This is a genomic window from Pseudomonas sp. FP2254 (assembly GCF_030687695.1).
GTDB lineage: Bacteria > Pseudomonadota > Gammaproteobacteria > Pseudomonadales > Pseudomonadaceae > Aquipseudomonas > Aquipseudomonas quebecensis.
The window spans coordinates 4,059,819-4,075,373 of sequence record NZ_CP117444.1; the positions used below are offsets into that span (position 1 = coordinate 4,059,819).

Below are 15,555 nucleotides of genomic sequence, written 5' to 3' on the forward strand. Positions count from 1 at the left end.
CGCAAGCCCGGAATATCCTGGCTTGCGGCTTTTTTGTGCAACCGTCAGCGGGCGGTGATTTTCCAGGCCCGGTGGATCTTGGCATTGCGCGCAAAATCCGGGTCGATGGTCTTGTCGCTGATTTCCTCGACCGCGTAGCGTTCGCTGAGGTTGTCTTCCAGCTGGAACTTGCGGAAGTTGTTGGAGAAGTACAACACGCCGCCCGGCGCCAGACGGGCCATGGCCAGGTCCAGCAACTGCACGTGGTCGCGCTGCACGTCGAAGATGCCTTCCATGCGCTTGGAGTTGGAGAAGGTCGGCGGGTCGATGAAGATCAGGTCGAATTCATCGCGACTGGCTTCCAGCCACGCCATCACATCGCCCTGCTCCAGGCGGTTCTTGTCGGAGAAACCGTTGAGGGAGAAATTGCGGCGCGCCCAGTCCAGATAAGTCTTGGACAGGTCGACACTGGTGGTGCTGCGCGCACCGCCCTTGGCGGCGTGCACACTGGCGGTGGCGGTGTAGCAATACAGGTTGAGGAAGCGCTTACCGGCCGCTTCCTTCTGAATCCGCATGCGCATCGGGCGGTGGTCGAGAAACAGGCCGGTGTCCAGGTAATCGGTGAGGTTGACCAGCAGCTTTACGCCACCTTCGCTGACCTCGGTGAACTTGCCCTGGGCGCTCTGGCGCTCGTACTGCTTGGTGCCGCTCTGACGCTCGCGACGCTTGACCACCACGCGGCTCTTATCGATATTCAGCGCCTGGGGAATGGCCGCCAGGGCATCGAACATGCGCGCGGAGGCTTTTTCCGGGTCGATGGACTTCGGCGCGGCGTACTCCTGCACGTGCACCCAATCGTGGTACAGGTCGATGGCCATGGAGTATTCCGGCATGTCGGCGTCGTACACACGGTAGCAATCCACGCCTTCGCGCTTGGCCCACTTGCCCAGCAACTTAAGGTTCTTTTGCAGGCGATTGGCGAACATCTGCCCGCCTTCGCTCAAGCGCGCCTGTTCGACCACGGGGGCCGGGGCCGGCTTGATCGGGTTGCCGTTCTTGTTGTACTGGCGCTCTTGCGGTTCGGTCGGCGCCTGGTCGTACGCGGCTTGCTCGCGTTCGGCCTGGCGCTGCTCCGGGGTGCGGCGCTCGCCGGTGACGAACTGGTCGGGGTTGACCTTGATCAGCAGCAACTTGCACGGCAAGGCGCCGTTCCAGAATGAGTACTGTTTGTGGCTGCGGATACCCATGCGCTTGCCCAGGTCCGGTGCGCCGGTGAACACCGCCGCCTCCCAACCCATGCACGCCTGGCGCAGGCGTTCGCCGAGGTTCTGGTAGAGGTACAACAGGCTGGCTTCGTCACCCAGGCGCTCGCCATAGGGCGGGTTGCAGATCACCAGGCCTTTCTGGTTCTGGTCCGGGCGCGGTTCGAAGGTGCCGACTTCGCCCTGGTACACCTTGATCCAGTGGCTCAGGCCGGCGCGCTCGATATTGTTGCGCGCGGGCTGGATCAGCCGCGGGTCGGCTTCGTAGCCTCGTATCCACAGCGGCGTTTTGTTCATGCCGATCGCGGCGCGCTCGGTGGCCTCGGCGTGCAGTTTTTTCCACAACGCCGGAACGTGGCCGAGCCAGGTGGTAAAGCCCCACAGTTCACGGTTGAGGTTGGGCGCCATGTCGGCGGCAATCATCGCGCCTTCCACCAGGAAGGTCCCCACGCCGCACATCGGGTCGGTCAGCGCGCCGCCTTCGGCAGCGATGCGTGGCCAGCCGGCCCGGATCAGGATGGCGGCGGCCAGGTTTTCCTTCAGCGGCGCCGCGCCCTGCTGCAGGCGATAACCGCGCTGGTGCAGACTGTGGCCGGAGAGGTCGAGGGACAGGATCGCTTCCCCACGGTCCAGGCGCAGATGGATGCGCAGGTCCGGGTTGATCTTGTCGATGGACGGGCGTTCGCCGGTTGGGGTGCGCAGTTTATCGACAATCGCATCCTTGACCTTCAGCGCGCCGAAATGGGTGTTGTCGATGCCCGAGCCGTGACCGCTGAATTCCACCGCGAGGGTGCCATCGGAAACCATGTGATCGGCCCACTCGATATCCAGCACGCCGTGGTACAGGTCTTCGGCATCCTTCATGGGGAAGCGCTTGAGCACCAGCAGCACGCGGTTGGCCAGGCGCGACCAGAGGCATAGGCGGTAGGCGGTTTCCATGTCGGCCATGCCGCGCACGGCCGAGGTGTGCTCGCGGGCTTCCTCAAGGCCAAGCCCGACGGCTTCCTCGATCAGCAGGCCTTCGAGGCCCTTGGGGCAAGTGAGGAAGAGTTCAAAACGGTCCGACATGGGGCATTCCAGGCTTTTCAGCAATAAATGAACGGGCGACGCATCGCCGGCTCGGTTTTCAATCAAGCACTTTTCTTGAAGAGTGCTCGCGTGGCACGAATGTGCCGTCCCACCCCGTCTGCCAGGCCTTGGGCCTTTATCGACGGGGCAGATAAAGATGTGCAGCAACAAAAAGAAATATTCCGACCCTTCGTCGAATAATAACCGACTGCAACAGACGGTCATTCTTACTTAAGGATTAAACCTTTCCTCTATGCGGGGTGCATCATAGCTGGCTTTGCCAGACAAATGGGGCGTAAAGCCATCCCAGCTTATGGCTATAGCATCGTTATCGTTACGTGCTTATGACAAAACGATCATTGAATCCATGTGACCTATTGGTTAGAACTCAACACAGGTTGGCGCCGTAACGACGCCGACACATCGGCTCGCCACGCCGGCAGCGAGCCCACCAACGGCAGAAAAACTCTGCCCGGCCTCAGACGAGGCCGAAGGATATCAAGACAGTCAACAAGTGAGGGAAACACCCTATGAGAAGACTTAAGCGTGATCCGTTGGAAAGAGCGTTTTTACGCGGATATCAATATGGCGTTCATGGCAAATCCCGTGAGCTTTGCCCATTTACTCTACCGTCGGTACGCCAAGCCTGGATCAACGGCTGGCGAGAAGGACGCGGCGACAACTGGGACGGTATGACTGGCACTGCGGGAATCCACAGACTCAACGAACTTCACGCCGTCGGCTAATCAGGGCACTTAATTCCGACACATCACCTTTGAAGCAGTAACGACTTACCATGCACGCCCCATCCGGGCGGCGGGCTTCGGCCCAGGGGGCTCCTTGAAGGAGCCCTTTTTTATGGGCCGCTCTCAGGCCTTCTTCGGCAGCGCGGCGATCGCATCCACGGACTCGCGAATCAAGGCCGGGCCTTTGTAGATAAAACCGGAGTACAGCTGCACAAGGCTCGCGCCCGCTGCGATCTTCTCGGCGGCGTGCCGGCCTTCGGTGATGCCGCCCACGGCGATGATCGGCAAGCGCCCGGCCAGCTCCGCCGCCAGCACCTTGACGATATGAGTGCTCTTGTCCCGCACCGGCGCGCCCGACAGGCCACCGGCCTCATCACCGTGGGCCAGGCCTTCGACGCCGACCCGACTGAGCGTGGTGTTGGTGGCGATCACCGCGTCCATTCCGGAATCCATCAGGGCCTGGGCCACCAGCACGGTTTCTTCGTCGCTCATGTCCGGTGCGATCTTGATCGCCAGCGGCACCCGCTTGCCGTGACGCACAGCCAGGTCTTCCTGACGCTGGCGCAGGGCTTCGAGCAATTGCTTGAGGGAGTCACCGAACTGCAGGCTACGCAGGCCCGGCGTGTTCGGCGAGCTGACATTGACGGTGACATAGCTGGCGTGGGCGTAAACCTTGTCCAGGCAGATCAGGTAGTCATCGACCGCACGCTCGACCGGCGTGTCGAAATTCTTGCCGATATTGATACCGAGAATGCCGTTGTACCTGGCAGCCTGAACCCGGGCCAGCAGGTGATCGACGCCCAGGTTGTTGAAGCCCATGCGATTGATGATCGCCTCCGCTTCCGGCAGGCGGAAGATGCGGGGCTTGGGGTTGCCCGGCTGCGGTCGCGGCGTCACCGTGCCGATCTCGACAAAGCCGAAGCCGAGCTGGGCGAAGCCATCGATGGCCGCGCCGTTCTTGTCCAGGCCGGCAGCCAGTCCTACCGGATTGGGAAAGTCCAGCCCCATCACCGAGACCGGCATTTTCGCCGCAGCCTTGCAGACCAGGCCATTGAGTCCCAGGCGGCCACCGGCACCGATCAGGTCGAGAGACAGATCGTGGGAAGTTTCCGGGGAAAGTTTGAACAACAGCTGGCGGGCCAGGTTATACATGGGCGGGCTAGACTCGGATGGCGGCGAAAGGTGGCGGCGATTATAGCCGGGGTGACGGTGCGCAGGCGAGGCGTGCCGCGCCAAACGACATCAACGCTGCATGACCAGGGCCTCATACCGCGCCCAGATTTTTTCCGCATAGCGCCTGCGCAACGCATCACGTTCCGGCCCCGCACCCGGCCCCACGTTATAGGAACCCACCGCCGTCCAGTTGTAGCCGAAACGCTGGATAAACTCGGCAAGGATCGACGCCCCGACCTCTACCGACAAGCACGGCTCGCTCAACAACCGCTGCTCGGTAATCCCCAGCGCGAGCAGGCGCGGCAAATGGCTGCTGTTGATTTGCATCAGGCCGATATCCCAAGTGCCGTTGCCATTGGCGCGGTTGATCGCCCCCGCTTGATAACCCGACTCGACGGCCGCGATGGCCTGCAGCAACTCCGGCTCGATATCGTAACGGCTGGCGACCTCTTCCCAGCAATACGCCTGCGCTTGACGACTGCCGAATAACAGCCCCAACAACAATACCGTGGCCCAGCACCTACCCATGGTTGACCCGGCCGCAGGCCGAACACACCTGCTCCTTATGCCCCTGACCGCCGCGCTGGACCCTCACCGGACACGTGAAGCGGTAACCGCGGCCATAGATCGTCTTGATAAACGCTTTGTCGACACCCAAATGCTTGCGCAACGAATAGATGCAGCGCGTCAGCGATTCCTCGGCCACTTCGCCCTTGGGCCAGGCCAGCTCCAACAGGCGATCCTTGGTCATCAACACACCACCGGAAGCCAGCAGCAGCCGCAGGACATGCCCCTCCTTGGGCGGTAACTGAACATCACCGCCCTCTCCGCTCAAGCGCCCATCGGCGTGCAGCGTCCAACACGCAAAGACCAGGGAAACCGTCGCCAACTCATCATTCACGACGACCATATCTACCTCGGCATCCGACAACTGACATTGAAGTCCTTATTCCTTGACTGGCGTTTGCGCCGATACAGCGACTATAAAAACCCGTCCGGCAACTCACGTTAGGAAAAAGCGCATAGATACAGCGTTTTCCGGAACAGCCCTGTAAGGCGTTTCTTCAGCGAAACCCACCAGGCGCCCACTCCTGATACACCTCGTGCAGTTCAACCCCAAGGCGGTCTTCCAACTGCACCAGTTCACCCAACGCCAGCAACTGGCCGTTCACCCGAACCTCGACGCAGTGAATGACCGCGGGCGCCAACGGCAATACCTTGCCCGGCGCAAAGGCGGCCAGGCGCCTGCGGCTGATCAACTGTTCCTGCAGAAGAATTTCCAGATGCATGACTGAACGCCTTATTTCACGGGAACACATCGAGACCCGGCCGCACAAACGCACGTTGCACGCGCTCATACTGCGCCGCGGTCAATGGCGGCGGCCCACCTGCGGCGGCCGCCCCTCTTTCCTCGCCTGCGACGGCGCGCGCCTGAATCACAAACAGGCGCACCTCACCCGAGGGCGCCGAGGCCCGTCCGCGATCTCGCTCACGCGAGTCACGCGGGAACGCCGCCAACCACAGACGCTTGCCGTGGGGCACACGAACCACGCTGCTGACCCCGATCCGCGCAACCGCGTCCGGTTTGCTGCCGCGCCGCTGGTCATTGATCGGTCGAGCGTCCTCGATCTCCAGCAGCATCTCGATCTCATTGGCCTCGGCGAAGCGCGGCAGCACACTGACCTGGGTCGCATAAGGCACCGGCTTCCATCCGGCGGCATCGTCGGCGAGGGGCGGCAAATGGAACGTGCGGTTGTCGTTGAACACTGCCGGCACATTTTCCTGCGTGAGGATCACCGGCAGCGCCACCACCTTGGCGCGCCGACGGCGCTCCAGCACGGCAAGCCGGGCCATCAAGCGGTTATCCTCCAGGGGCTCCATCACAGCGCTGGTCGAGGCCTCGCTGTTGTCGGCCCAGGCCGGCCGTAGTGTGCTCAATGCGTCGCGGCCCACATCGACCAGCCACAGCGAGACCTCGATGGCTCGCTTGGGCGTGTCCAGCTCCGTCACCAGTTGCTCGATGAACCGTACCTGCGCAGGGTTGCCTTTGATCAGCAGACTGTTGGTGTCCGCATAGGCGATCACCACGAGCGCCTTGTCTGCAAGCAGGCCCTTGCGCTCACCCGCCAGCAGGGTCTCGATCGTCGACGCGATCCCCGCTACCCGGAGCGTGCGTTCACCCATCGTGTATTCACGGTCCGCGACATGGGTGTTGAGTACCTGGACGACGCCAAAAGCCTGGTTACCCACGCGTAGATCCGCGCGCTGACGGTCCATCAGTTGCGCCAGGCGCAGCACCTGGTCCACGTAGTTGGGCGGGCCGGACACATAAAATGTCCGCCCCCCGCTGGCACGCAAGGGGTAGCGCGTTTCATCCAGCCCCGAACGGCGCATGAGGCTGCGGAACCTGTCGATTGAAAGATGCCGCAATGCCACCGCCGAGCTTTTCGCTTCAGTAGCGTCATAGACATGGATCGCCTGCCCGTCGCCGTACCAGATCAGGCCCTGCTGCTGCGCCAGCCTCTCCAGGCTCTGCTGCGGCGCTGCCAAATCAAGCACACCACTCAAGCGCTTACGTGCCACCTCGCGGCTCACGACAATCGGCAGGCCCATGGGCACCGACAAGGCAGTGAACACGGTATGCAGGCTCTCATCCAGTGCCTGGTAGCTTTCGCCCCAGGCCATGCCATGGCCCAGCCACAGGACGGCACACAACAGCCAGCGGCATAGCGGGGTTTGGAGGAAGGCAGCGGGCACGGTAGGGGCTCCCGGGAGCTGGCGAAAGAAGCGGCCATACTGAGAGGCCACCTCTTTTCAATCTTGATGAAAAGTTGACGGCCGAGTCCCTTTCCCACCCGTGGCATGTGCCTTGCTAATGGACTCAGTATCAAAGCGCGCGCCAATGGCGGAGCGGGCTTACGGACAAAGGCGTCGTTACCCGCAATGGCCGGCATCGCCATCTGAGGGAACGGCGCTTTTTTTTGAAAGAAAAGGTAGGTGTGGATGAACGATTCGGTGGGCAACCGCCCGATAAGCGACGCGCTGGCGTGGGTCAGCGGCAGCGACGCTCCGGAAAAGAGCAGCCTCGACCTGGGGTTCATGGCCCTGAGCGATTGCGCCTCGCTGGTAGTAGCGGCGACCCAGGGTTTTGCGCAACCCTACGGCTTGACCCTTAACCTCAAGCGCCAGTCATCCTGGGCCAACCTGCGGGACAAGCTGGTCAGCGGCGAATTGGATGCCGCCCATAGCCTGTATGGCTTGATCTACGCCGTGCACCTGGGCATCGGCGGCGTGGCGCCCACCGACATGGCGGTGCTGATGGGCCTGAACCAGAACGGCCAGAGCATCAACCTGTCGCGCGGCCTGCAGCAACAAGGGGTGGTCACTCCTGAGGCGCTGGAGCGCCACGTGCACCAAAGCCGCACAAAACTGACCTTAGCTCAGACATTTCCCACCGGTACCCATGCCATGTGGTTGTACTACTGGCTGGCGAGCCAGGGCATTCATCCATTACAGGACGTCGAAAGCGTGGTAGTGCCGCCACCGCAGATGGTTGCGCATCTGCAAGCGGGACGCATCGATGGCTTTTGCGTGGGCGAGCCTTGGGCTGCCAGCGCCGTCGCCCAGGATCAAGGCTTCACGCTGGCCACCAGCCAGGCGATCTGGCCGGATCACCCTGAAAAGGTACTGGGCTGCACCCAAGCCTTCGTCGACCATTACCCCAATACAGCGCGCGTCTTGGTGATGGCCATTCTGGAAGCCAGCCGCTTTATCGAACAGAATCGCGAAAACCGACGTTCTACCGCGCAGCTGCTCAGCGGCCGCGATTACCTCGATGCGCCCCTCGACTGCATCGAGCCGCGTCTGCTGGGGACCTACGACGATGGCCTGGGCCACCACTGGCAGGACCCCCACGGTCTGCGCTTTTTTGCCGAGGGCAGGGTCAATCTGCCCTACCTCTGCGACGGCATGTGGTTCATGACCCAATTTCGCCGCTGGGGGCTGCTGCGCGAAGACCCGGACTACCTGGGCGTGGCGCGCCAGGTCCAGCAACTGGCGCTCTATCGCCAGGCGGCCGCGGCACTGGGCATTACCGCCGGGGATCGGGACATGCGCAGCAGCCAGTTGATCGACGGCAAGGTCTGGGACGGTTCGGACCCGGCGGGTTACGCGCGCAGCTTCCGCCTGCACGCCCTGGTCGGCGACGCCAACCGCCAAGCCTTGCGCTGACAGGAGAAAGGCCATGCTGCGAATCCTGTTGATCAACGACACCCCGCGCAAGGTCGGGCGCCTGCGCACCGCGCTGATCGAGGCCGGATTCGAGGTGATCGACGAGTCGGGCCTGATCATCGACCTGCCGGCGCGCGTCGAAACAGTGCGCCCGGACGTGATCCTGATCGATACCGAGTCGCCGGGGCGTGATGTGATGGAGCAAGTGGTGCTGGTGAGTCGCGATCAACCGCGCCCCATTGTGATGTTTACCGACGAACACGACCCGACGGTGATGCGCCAGGCCATCAAGTCCGGCGTCAGCGCCTATATCGTCGAGGGCATCCAGGCCCAGCGTCTGCAACCGATCCTCGACGTGGCCATGGCCCGCTTCGAAAGCGACCAGGCCTTGCGCGCCCAGTTGCAGGCACGCGACCAGCAACTGGCCGAGCGCAAGCGCATCGAGCTGGCCAAGGGCATGCTGATGAAAATGAAAGGCTGCAATGAAGAAGAGGCCTACACCCTGATGCGCCGCCAGGCCATGAGCCGCCAGCAGAAACTGATCCAGGTGGCGGAGCAGATCATCGCCATGAGCGAGCTGTTGGGCTGATCTGGCTCAGCTTTTGCTAATCAAGCATTACAGGTAACCAACGGCGGTTGCCCCTCCACGACAAAGACGTCGCACATCCGGTTTGCCCTCGCGAACCCGGTGGCGGCGTTTTTTCGTTTTGGCCCCCTGCATGGGGCCGGTGGGGCGGCCGTTGCGGCTGTTCCATCACCCGGCCTTTTTACAACACTCCCAACCGTTGAGGTGCGTGATGAAATCAAGCTTCTGGAAATCCGGGCACACCCCGACCCTGTTTGCCGCGTTCCTGTATTTCGACCTGAGCTTTATGGTCTGGTATCTGCTGGGACCGCTGGCGGTGCAGATCGCCGCCGACTTGCAGTTGACCACCCAGCAGCGCGGCCTGATGGTCGCGACGCCGATCCTGGCCGGCGCGGTACTGCGTTTTCTGATGGGGATGCTCGCCGACAGGCTGTCGCCCAAAACCGCCGGGATGATCGGCCAGGTGATCGTGATTGTCGCGCTGTTCGGTGCCTGGAAGCTGGGGATACACAGTTACGAACAGGCCCTGGTGCTGGGGCTGTTTCTTGGCATGGCCGGCGCGTCCTTCGCCGTGGCACTGCCCCTGGCGTCCCAGTGGTACCCCGCCGAGCACCAGGGCAAGGCCATGGGGATTGCCGGAGCCGGTAACTCGGGCACGGTGTTCGCCGCGCTGCTGGCGCCGGTTCTCGCCGCAGCGTTTGGCTGGAGCAACGTCTTTGGCTTCGCATTAATCCCGCTGATCGTGACGCTCGTGGTCTTCGCCTGGCTGGCGCGCAATGCCCCTGAACGCCCGAAAGCCAAATCCATGGCTGACTATTTCAAGGCCCTGGGCGACCGTGACAGCTGGTGGTTCATGTTCTTCTACAGCGTGACGTTCGGCGGTTTTATCGGCCTGGCCAGCGCCCTGCCCGGCTACTTCAACGACCAATACCGCCTCAGCCCCGTAACCGCCGGCTATTACACTGCCGCGTGCGTGTTCGGTGGCAGCCTGATGCGTCCGCTGGGCGGCGCCCTTGCCGACCGGTTCGGCGGCATCCGAACCTTGCTGGGCATGTATAGCGTCGCGGCCATCTGCATCGCCGCAGTGGGCTTCAACCTGCCCAGTTCCTACGCGGCGCTGGCGCTTTTCGTCTGCACCATGCTCGGTCTCGGTGCGGGCAACGGGGCCGTATTCCAGTTGGTTCCGCAGCGCTTTCGCCGGGAAATCGGCGTAATGACCGGCCTGATCGGCATGGCCGGCGGCATCGGTGGCTTCGCTTTGGCAGCCGGCATGGGCGCAATCAAGCAAAGCACCGGCAGCTATCAACTGGCTCTGTGGCTGTTTGCCAGCCTGGCCGTGCTGGCGTGGTTCGGGCTGCATGGGGTCAAGCGTCGCTGGAGAACCACCTGGGGTTCTGCAGCCGTGACGGCTGCGCGCGTCTGATGAGCCTGCGACTGAGCGTCGCCCAAGCCAGCGCCATCGGTCCACGCATGGAAAATCAGGATGCGCTGCGGGTGGTCACGCCCGCGGCGGAACTGGCGGCCAGCAAAGGCTACCTGTGCGCGATGGCCGACGGCGTCAGCCAATGCGCCGATGGCGGATTGGCCGCGCGCTCGACCCTGCAGGCCCTGGCGATTGACTACTACGCCACGCCGCAAACCTGGAGCGTGGCCCAGTCGCTGGAGCGGCTGCTGCTGGCGCAGAATCGCTGGTTGCAGGCTAACGGCGGTGGCCAGCCGCTGCTGACCACCCTCAGCGCCCTGGTGTTTCGCGGTCAACGCTTCACCCTGGCGCATGTCGGCGACTGTCGGGCTTATCGCTGGCTGGATGGCGTGTTGCAGCGCATCAGCGAAGATCACGTATGGGAACAGCCAGGCATGCAGCACGTGCTCAAGCGTGCGCTGGGCCTGGACCAGCACCTGGTGGTGGATTTTCTCGATGGCCAGTTGCGCGAGGGCGAATGTTTTCTGCTGCTCAGCGACGGCGTATGGGCAACGCTGGGCGATCACAGTATCCAGGCGATCCTGCGTGAACAGGCCGACCTGGACCTGGCGGTGACCACCCTGGTCAACGCGGCCCATCTGGGCGGCAGCCAGGACAACGCCAGCGCTGTGCTGGTCCGCGTGGATGCACTCGGTGCGGCCACCCTGGGCGACGCACTGGTGCAGTTGCAGCAATGGCCGCTGCCGCCGCTATTAAAAATCGGCCAACACTTTGAAGGCTGGCAGGTGGATGCCGTACTGGCGCAAAGCCGACAATCCTTGCTTTACCGGGTACGCGATACCCAGCAGCAACCGTGGCTGCTGAAAACCCTGCCCTTGAGCCGCGAGGACGACAGCGACGCCGCTCAGGCGTTGCTGGCCGAGGAGTGGTTTCTGCGTCGGGTGGCCGGGCGCGCGTTCCCGCAGGTGCATGCCGCTGGTAGTCGGCAGCATCTGTATTACGTCATGCGCGAGTATCCCGGGCGAACCCTTGCGGCCCTGTTCCAGCAGCAAGGTCCCCTGCCTCTGGCGCAATGGCAATCGATTGCCGAGCGCTTGCTGCGGGCGGTGGGCCTGCTGCACCGCAGGCAGATCCTGCACCGCGATATCAAGCCGGAGAACCTGTTGCTGGGGGACGACGGTGAGTTGCGCGTGCTGGATTTCGGCCTGGCCTACTGCCCGGGCCTGTCGGAGGACCATGCTCATGCGTTGCCGGGTACACCGAGCTTTATCGCACCCGAGGCTTTCAACGGCGAGAGTCCTACCGCCCAGCAAGATTTATACGGCGTTGGCGTCACCTTGTACTACCTGCTGACCGGGCACTATCCCTACGGCGAAATCGAAGCTTTCCAGCGCCCCAGATTCACTCAGCCCATCAGCGCCAGCCGCTATCGTCCTGACCTGCCGGAGTGGCTGGCGTTGAGCCTGGAACGGGCCGTGGCCGCGCAGCCGGCGCAACGCTATGAAACCGCCGAAGAATGGCTGCTGGCATTAGAGCAGGCTGACCGGCGGGAGTTGAGTATTCGTCCCAGACCTTTGCTGGAGCGCGAACCGCTGAAGGTATGGCGTAGCGTGGCGCTGCTATCGGTGCTGGTTAATCTGGTGCTTCTGTATGCACTCTTTCACAGCTGACCATCTCTGAGGGCAACTCTATGAACGCAAAAGTCTGGCTGGTGGGCGCAGGCCCCGGTGATCCGGAGCTGTTGACCCTCAAGGCGGTCCGAGCCCTGCATGCCGCCGATGTGGTGTTGATCGATGACCTGGTCAACCCGGCAGTGCTGGAACATTGCGCCATGGCGCGCGTCATCACAGTGGGCAAACGCGGCGGCTGCCGCTCCACGCCACAGGATTTTATCCATCGTCTCATGTTGCGCTATGCGCGCCAGGGCAAATGCGTGGTGCGCCTCAAGGGCGGTGATCCGTGCATTTTCGGGCGGGGCGGCGAAGAGGCGCTATGGTTGCGCGAGCGAGGCGTTGAGGTGGAGTTGGTCAACGGGATTACCGCGGGCCTGGCAGGCGCGACGAATTGCTCGATTGCGCTGACGCTGCGCGGTGTAAGCCGTGGCGTTACGCTGGTCACTGCGCACACCCAGGACGACAGTCGTCTGAACTGGCGGGCACTGGCCGAAGGCGGCACCACACTGGTGGTGTACATGGGCGTGGCCAAACTGGAAGAGATCCACCAGCAACTGCTCGACGGCGGGATGGCAGCCGACATGCCAGTGGCGATGATCGAAAATGCCTCGCTGCCCCAACAGCGCGAGTGTCGCAGCACGTTGTCACGCCTGTACGAGGATGCCCAGGCATTCGCGCTGAAAAGCCCGGCAATCCTGGTAATCGGCCGCGTTGCCGCCGGCGACCAGGCCGCGTCTGTCGCGACCGTCGCCAGTGCTTGAGATTAAATGGCAGGCGAAAAAAAACCCGGCCTGAGCCGGGTTTTTTCTACAACTCAGTATTACTGAGCGGTAGCTTCAACCGACGCTTCTACGCGACGGTTAACAGCACGACCAGCTTCAGTTGCGTTGTCAGCAACTGGGCGGGATTCGCCGTAACCTACAGCAGTTACACGGCTAGGAGCCACGCCGTCTTTAACCAGGACTTGCTTAACAGCGTCAGCACGACGCTGGGACAGCTTCTGGTTGTAAGCGTCTGGACCTACGGAGTCAGTGTGACCAGCTACTTCTACGTTAGTAGATGGGTACTGAGCCATGAAGTCGGCCAGGTTTTTCACGTCGCCGTAGCTGTTAGGCTTAACAACAGCCTTGTCGAAGTCGAACTTCACGTCCAGCTCAACACGAACAACCTGAGCAACTGGAGCTTCTGGCTCTGGAGTTGGCTCTGGAGCTGGTGCTGGGGTAGGAGCTGGAGCAGCTGCGCCAGCGTTACCGCCGAAGTTTACGCCCAGGCCGACCAGTGCGGAGTAGTCCCACTTGCCGTTGTCCAGACCGTAGTCAGCTTCAACACCGGCACGAGCGTACAGGTTGTTGGTGAAGTAGTACTTAACGCCGGTACCGACAGTGGCGAAAGTGGTCTGATCGCGACCGCTGTGACCGTCAGCCTGTACGTTGGTACGGCTCTGGTGACCGAAACCGCCTTCTACGTATGGACGCAGGGAGTCGACGCCAGCTTGACCGAAGTGATACTGGGCAACCAGGCTGCCGGTATCGCCTTTGATTTTCTGGCTACCAGTACCGTCGTTCGAACGGGTGTGGTTGGTCTTGTCGTAGGACAGGTTCAAGGACAGGTCGTCGGTCAGGAAGTAACCGATGCGAGCGCCAGGATTGAAGCCGTCTTCGATGTGCTTGACGCTATCGTTGTACTGCTTCTTGTAGAACAGCTCGCCTTCAACTGCGCCTTGGCCTTGTGCCAGAACGCCGAAAGAAGTAGCGGCAATAAGAGAACCAATGGCCAAGCCCAAGGTGTTTTTCAGTTTCATCCGTTAAATCCCCATCTGGTGATTGTAAAGCAGTCCCACAAACCGGGGGACAACTCGGCGACAAGTCTAACAGAACTTGCCTACACGTAAGAGATATTTGCTACGCACTAAGTTTCAGTCTCGCCCGCAAATTTCTCACGTAATTTATCAAGAGCACGCTTGTAACGCATTTTTGTAGCACTCAAACCCATGTGCATGATGTCGGCGATTTCCTGGAACTCCAGCTCTGCGACAAATCGTAGCACCAGAATTTCCCGGTCAATCGGGTTCACATGCACCAGCCAGCGATCGAGTCCGCCCTTCTCCTCGGGTGCCGGCGCCTTTTCTTCAGACGCCTCCTCAAGGGGGTCCAGACTCAAAGCGTCCATCAAGCGACGCTTTCGCCGTTCCTTCCGATACTGCGTGATGCACTCGTTGTACGTGATGCTGTACAGCCAGGTCTTGAACTTCGATTTGCCCTCGAAGTTCTTGAGGCCGTAAAGCACCTTGAGCATCACTTCCTGACAGACATCGTCCGCATCTCTATCGTTCCCCAAATACCTTGAACAAACGTTGAACAGAGTGCGTTGATATCTGCGCATTAATTCTTCGTACGCGCGTGTTACGTGAAACAGCTCCGTATGCGAGCGCGCGACCAGCTCCTCATCAGAGAGCTCACGGGGGTCATAGCGCGTAGACAGCGTTTGGGCTTTATTCAAAACAAGTCGTGCCGACAGTCAGGTCAATGTCCGCTGCGGCCCGGTCACCCGGGTTCGCGGCGGCGTACATTAGCAGGGTTTGCCGGTTTAGCGGCTACTGACCTGCTGCTCGAGAAGAATCCGGTTCGACAACGACACCAGGTCGCCGTCGTCGGTCAGCACTGTCGTCTTGACGGTACCGATCTCCTCGATTTGCCCTTCGACCTCGCCCACACGCACCTGTTGCCCTACCTGGTACAACTCGCGCACGTAGATTCCCGCAAGAATCTGGCCGGCAATTTCCCGGCTTCCTAACCCCATGGCCAGCGCAACGGCCAGACCAACGGTAATCAAAACAATCACAATCACGTGATTAAGCAGGTCGGTTTTGACCTCCAACTGACTGATCGCGACCGAAATACTGATGATGATCACCAGCCCCTGAGCAATTCGCCCGAGGCCGGCGGCATAGTCCAACCCCACGCCTTCGGCGGCGCCGCGCACCAGCCCATTGGCCAGTTGCGCCAGCAATACGCCTACCAGCAACACCAGCGCGCCGCCGAAAACCTTCGGCAAATACAGCGCAAGCATGTCGAGCGTAGCTGAAACTCGCTCAAGTCCAAGGGACTGGGCCGCAGAAACCAGAAAAATCAACAGAACGAACCAGTAGACGATCTTGCCCACCAGCGTAGAAATCGGCACTTGCAGCCCGGCGCGCCCCAGCAGCTTGGTCAGGCCGGTGCCGGCCATCAAACGGTCCAGGCCCAGCTTTGCCAGCAGTTTGGACAACAGGGTGTCCAGCAGCTTGGCCACCACAAAGCCCAGCAGTACCAGGACCAGCGCCCCAAACAGGTTGGGAATGAAATTCGCCACCTTGGTCCACAATGCGGTCATCGCAGTAACCAGGCTCTGGGTCCAGAGATCAAGTTCCATAGTT

15 protein-coding genes are annotated in these 15,555 nt (G+C 61.6%); 6 read left to right on the forward strand and 9 right to left on the reverse strand.

Annotation, left to right across the window (positions count from 1 at the left end; genetic code table 11):
- Positions 1–44: 44 nt before the first annotated feature.
- Positions 45–2,309, reverse strand: coding sequence for a bifunctional 23S rRNA (guanine(2069)-N(7))-methyltransferase RlmK/23S rRNA (guanine(2445)-N(2))-methyltransferase RlmL (gene rlmKL / locus PSH94_RS18595; protein ID WP_181076127.1), 2,265 nt, complete (start codon positions 2,307–2,309; stop codon positions 45–47).
- 530 nt (positions 2,310–2,839) lie between these two features.
- Here rlmKL and rmf point away from each other — a divergent pair.
- Entirely contained in the window at positions 2,840–3,055 is a 216-nt protein-coding gene (gene rmf, locus PSH94_RS18600) for a ribosome modulation factor (RefSeq protein WP_002553055.1), read from the forward strand.
- A 123-nt stretch (positions 3,056–3,178) separates the two neighbouring features.
- Here the strand turns inward: rmf and PSH94_RS18605 are convergent, their stop codons facing one another.
- The 5 genes from PSH94_RS18605 to sctC form a co-directional block, all read right to left on the reverse strand.
- Positions 3,179–4,207, reverse strand: coding sequence for a quinone-dependent dihydroorotate dehydrogenase (locus PSH94_RS18605; RefSeq protein ID WP_253508908.1), 1,029 nt, complete (start codon positions 4,205–4,207; stop codon positions 3,179–3,181).
- A 90-nt stretch (positions 4,208–4,297) separates the two neighbouring features.
- On the reverse strand, positions 4,298–4,756 hold the full coding sequence (locus PSH94_RS18610) for a transglycosylase SLT domain-containing protein (protein WP_181076131.1): 459 nt from the start codon (positions 4,754–4,756) through the stop codon (positions 4,298–4,300).
- Positions 4,749–5,138, reverse strand: a complete 390-nt coding sequence (locus PSH94_RS18615; RefSeq protein WP_181076133.1) for a winged helix-turn-helix domain-containing protein — start codon at positions 5,136–5,138, stop codon at positions 4,749–4,751. Before PSH94_RS18615 ends, PSH94_RS18610 begins: the two co-directional genes overlap by 8 nt.
- 154 nt (positions 5,139–5,292) lie before the next feature.
- Complete coding sequence (locus tag PSH94_RS18620) at positions 5,293–5,517, reverse strand: FliM/FliN family flagellar motor switch protein (RefSeq protein ID WP_253508912.1); 225 nt, start codon at positions 5,515–5,517, stop codon at positions 5,293–5,295.
- Positions 5,518–5,533: 16 nt separating this feature from the next.
- Complete coding sequence (sctC, locus tag PSH94_RS18625; protein WP_370694735.1) at positions 5,534–6,985, reverse strand: type III secretion system outer membrane ring subunit SctC; 1,452 nt, start codon at positions 6,983–6,985, stop codon at positions 5,534–5,536.
- 246 nt (positions 6,986–7,231) lie between these two features.
- On the opposite strand from sctC, the gene PSH94_RS18630 reads away from it, so the two are divergent.
- From PSH94_RS18630 to cobA, 5 genes are all read left to right on the forward strand, one after another.
- On the forward strand, positions 7,232–8,458 hold the full coding sequence (locus tag PSH94_RS18630) for a CmpA/NrtA family ABC transporter substrate-binding protein (RefSeq protein ID WP_305435544.1): 1,227 nt from the start codon (positions 7,232–7,234) through the stop codon (positions 8,456–8,458).
- A 13-nt stretch (positions 8,459–8,471) separates the two neighbouring features.
- Positions 8,472–9,047 (forward strand): ANTAR domain-containing response regulator, encoded by a 576-nt coding sequence (locus PSH94_RS18635; protein ID WP_181076139.1) that lies wholly within the window; start codon positions 8,472–8,474, stop codon positions 9,045–9,047.
- Between the two features lie 208 nt (positions 9,048–9,255).
- Complete coding sequence (locus PSH94_RS18640; RefSeq protein WP_181076141.1) at positions 9,256–10,467, forward strand: NarK/NasA family nitrate transporter; 1,212 nt, start codon at positions 9,256–9,258, stop codon at positions 10,465–10,467.
- Entirely contained in the window at positions 10,467–12,137 is a 1,671-nt protein-coding gene (locus PSH94_RS18645) for a bifunctional protein-serine/threonine kinase/phosphatase (RefSeq protein WP_305435545.1), read from the forward strand. Before PSH94_RS18640 ends, PSH94_RS18645 begins: the two co-directional genes overlap by 1 nt.
- 20 nt (positions 12,138–12,157) lie before the next feature.
- Positions 12,158–12,901, forward strand: coding sequence for a uroporphyrinogen-III C-methyltransferase (gene cobA, locus PSH94_RS18650; protein ID WP_305435546.1), 744 nt, complete (start codon positions 12,158–12,160; stop codon positions 12,899–12,901).
- A 59-nt stretch (positions 12,902–12,960) separates the two neighbouring features.
- On the opposite strand, the gene PSH94_RS18655 is transcribed toward cobA, so the two are convergent.
- From PSH94_RS18655 to PSH94_RS18665, 3 genes are all read right to left on the reverse strand, one after another.
- On the reverse strand, positions 12,961–13,941 hold the full coding sequence (locus PSH94_RS18655; protein WP_181076146.1) for an OmpA family protein: 981 nt from the start codon (positions 13,939–13,941) through the stop codon (positions 12,961–12,963).
- Positions 13,942–14,048: 107 nt separating this feature from the next.
- Positions 14,049–14,639, reverse strand: a complete 591-nt coding sequence (gene sigX / locus PSH94_RS18660) for an RNA polymerase sigma factor SigX (RefSeq protein WP_003193286.1) — start codon at positions 14,637–14,639, stop codon at positions 14,049–14,051.
- Between the two features lie 87 nt (positions 14,640–14,726).
- Positions 14,727–15,551 carry a mechanosensitive ion channel domain-containing protein gene (locus PSH94_RS18665; RefSeq protein WP_181076148.1) on the reverse strand — a complete coding sequence of 275 codons (825 nt, stop codon included), beginning with the start codon at positions 15,549–15,551 and terminating at the stop codon, positions 14,727–14,729.
- Between the last annotated feature and the right edge of the window lie 4 nt (positions 15,552–15,555).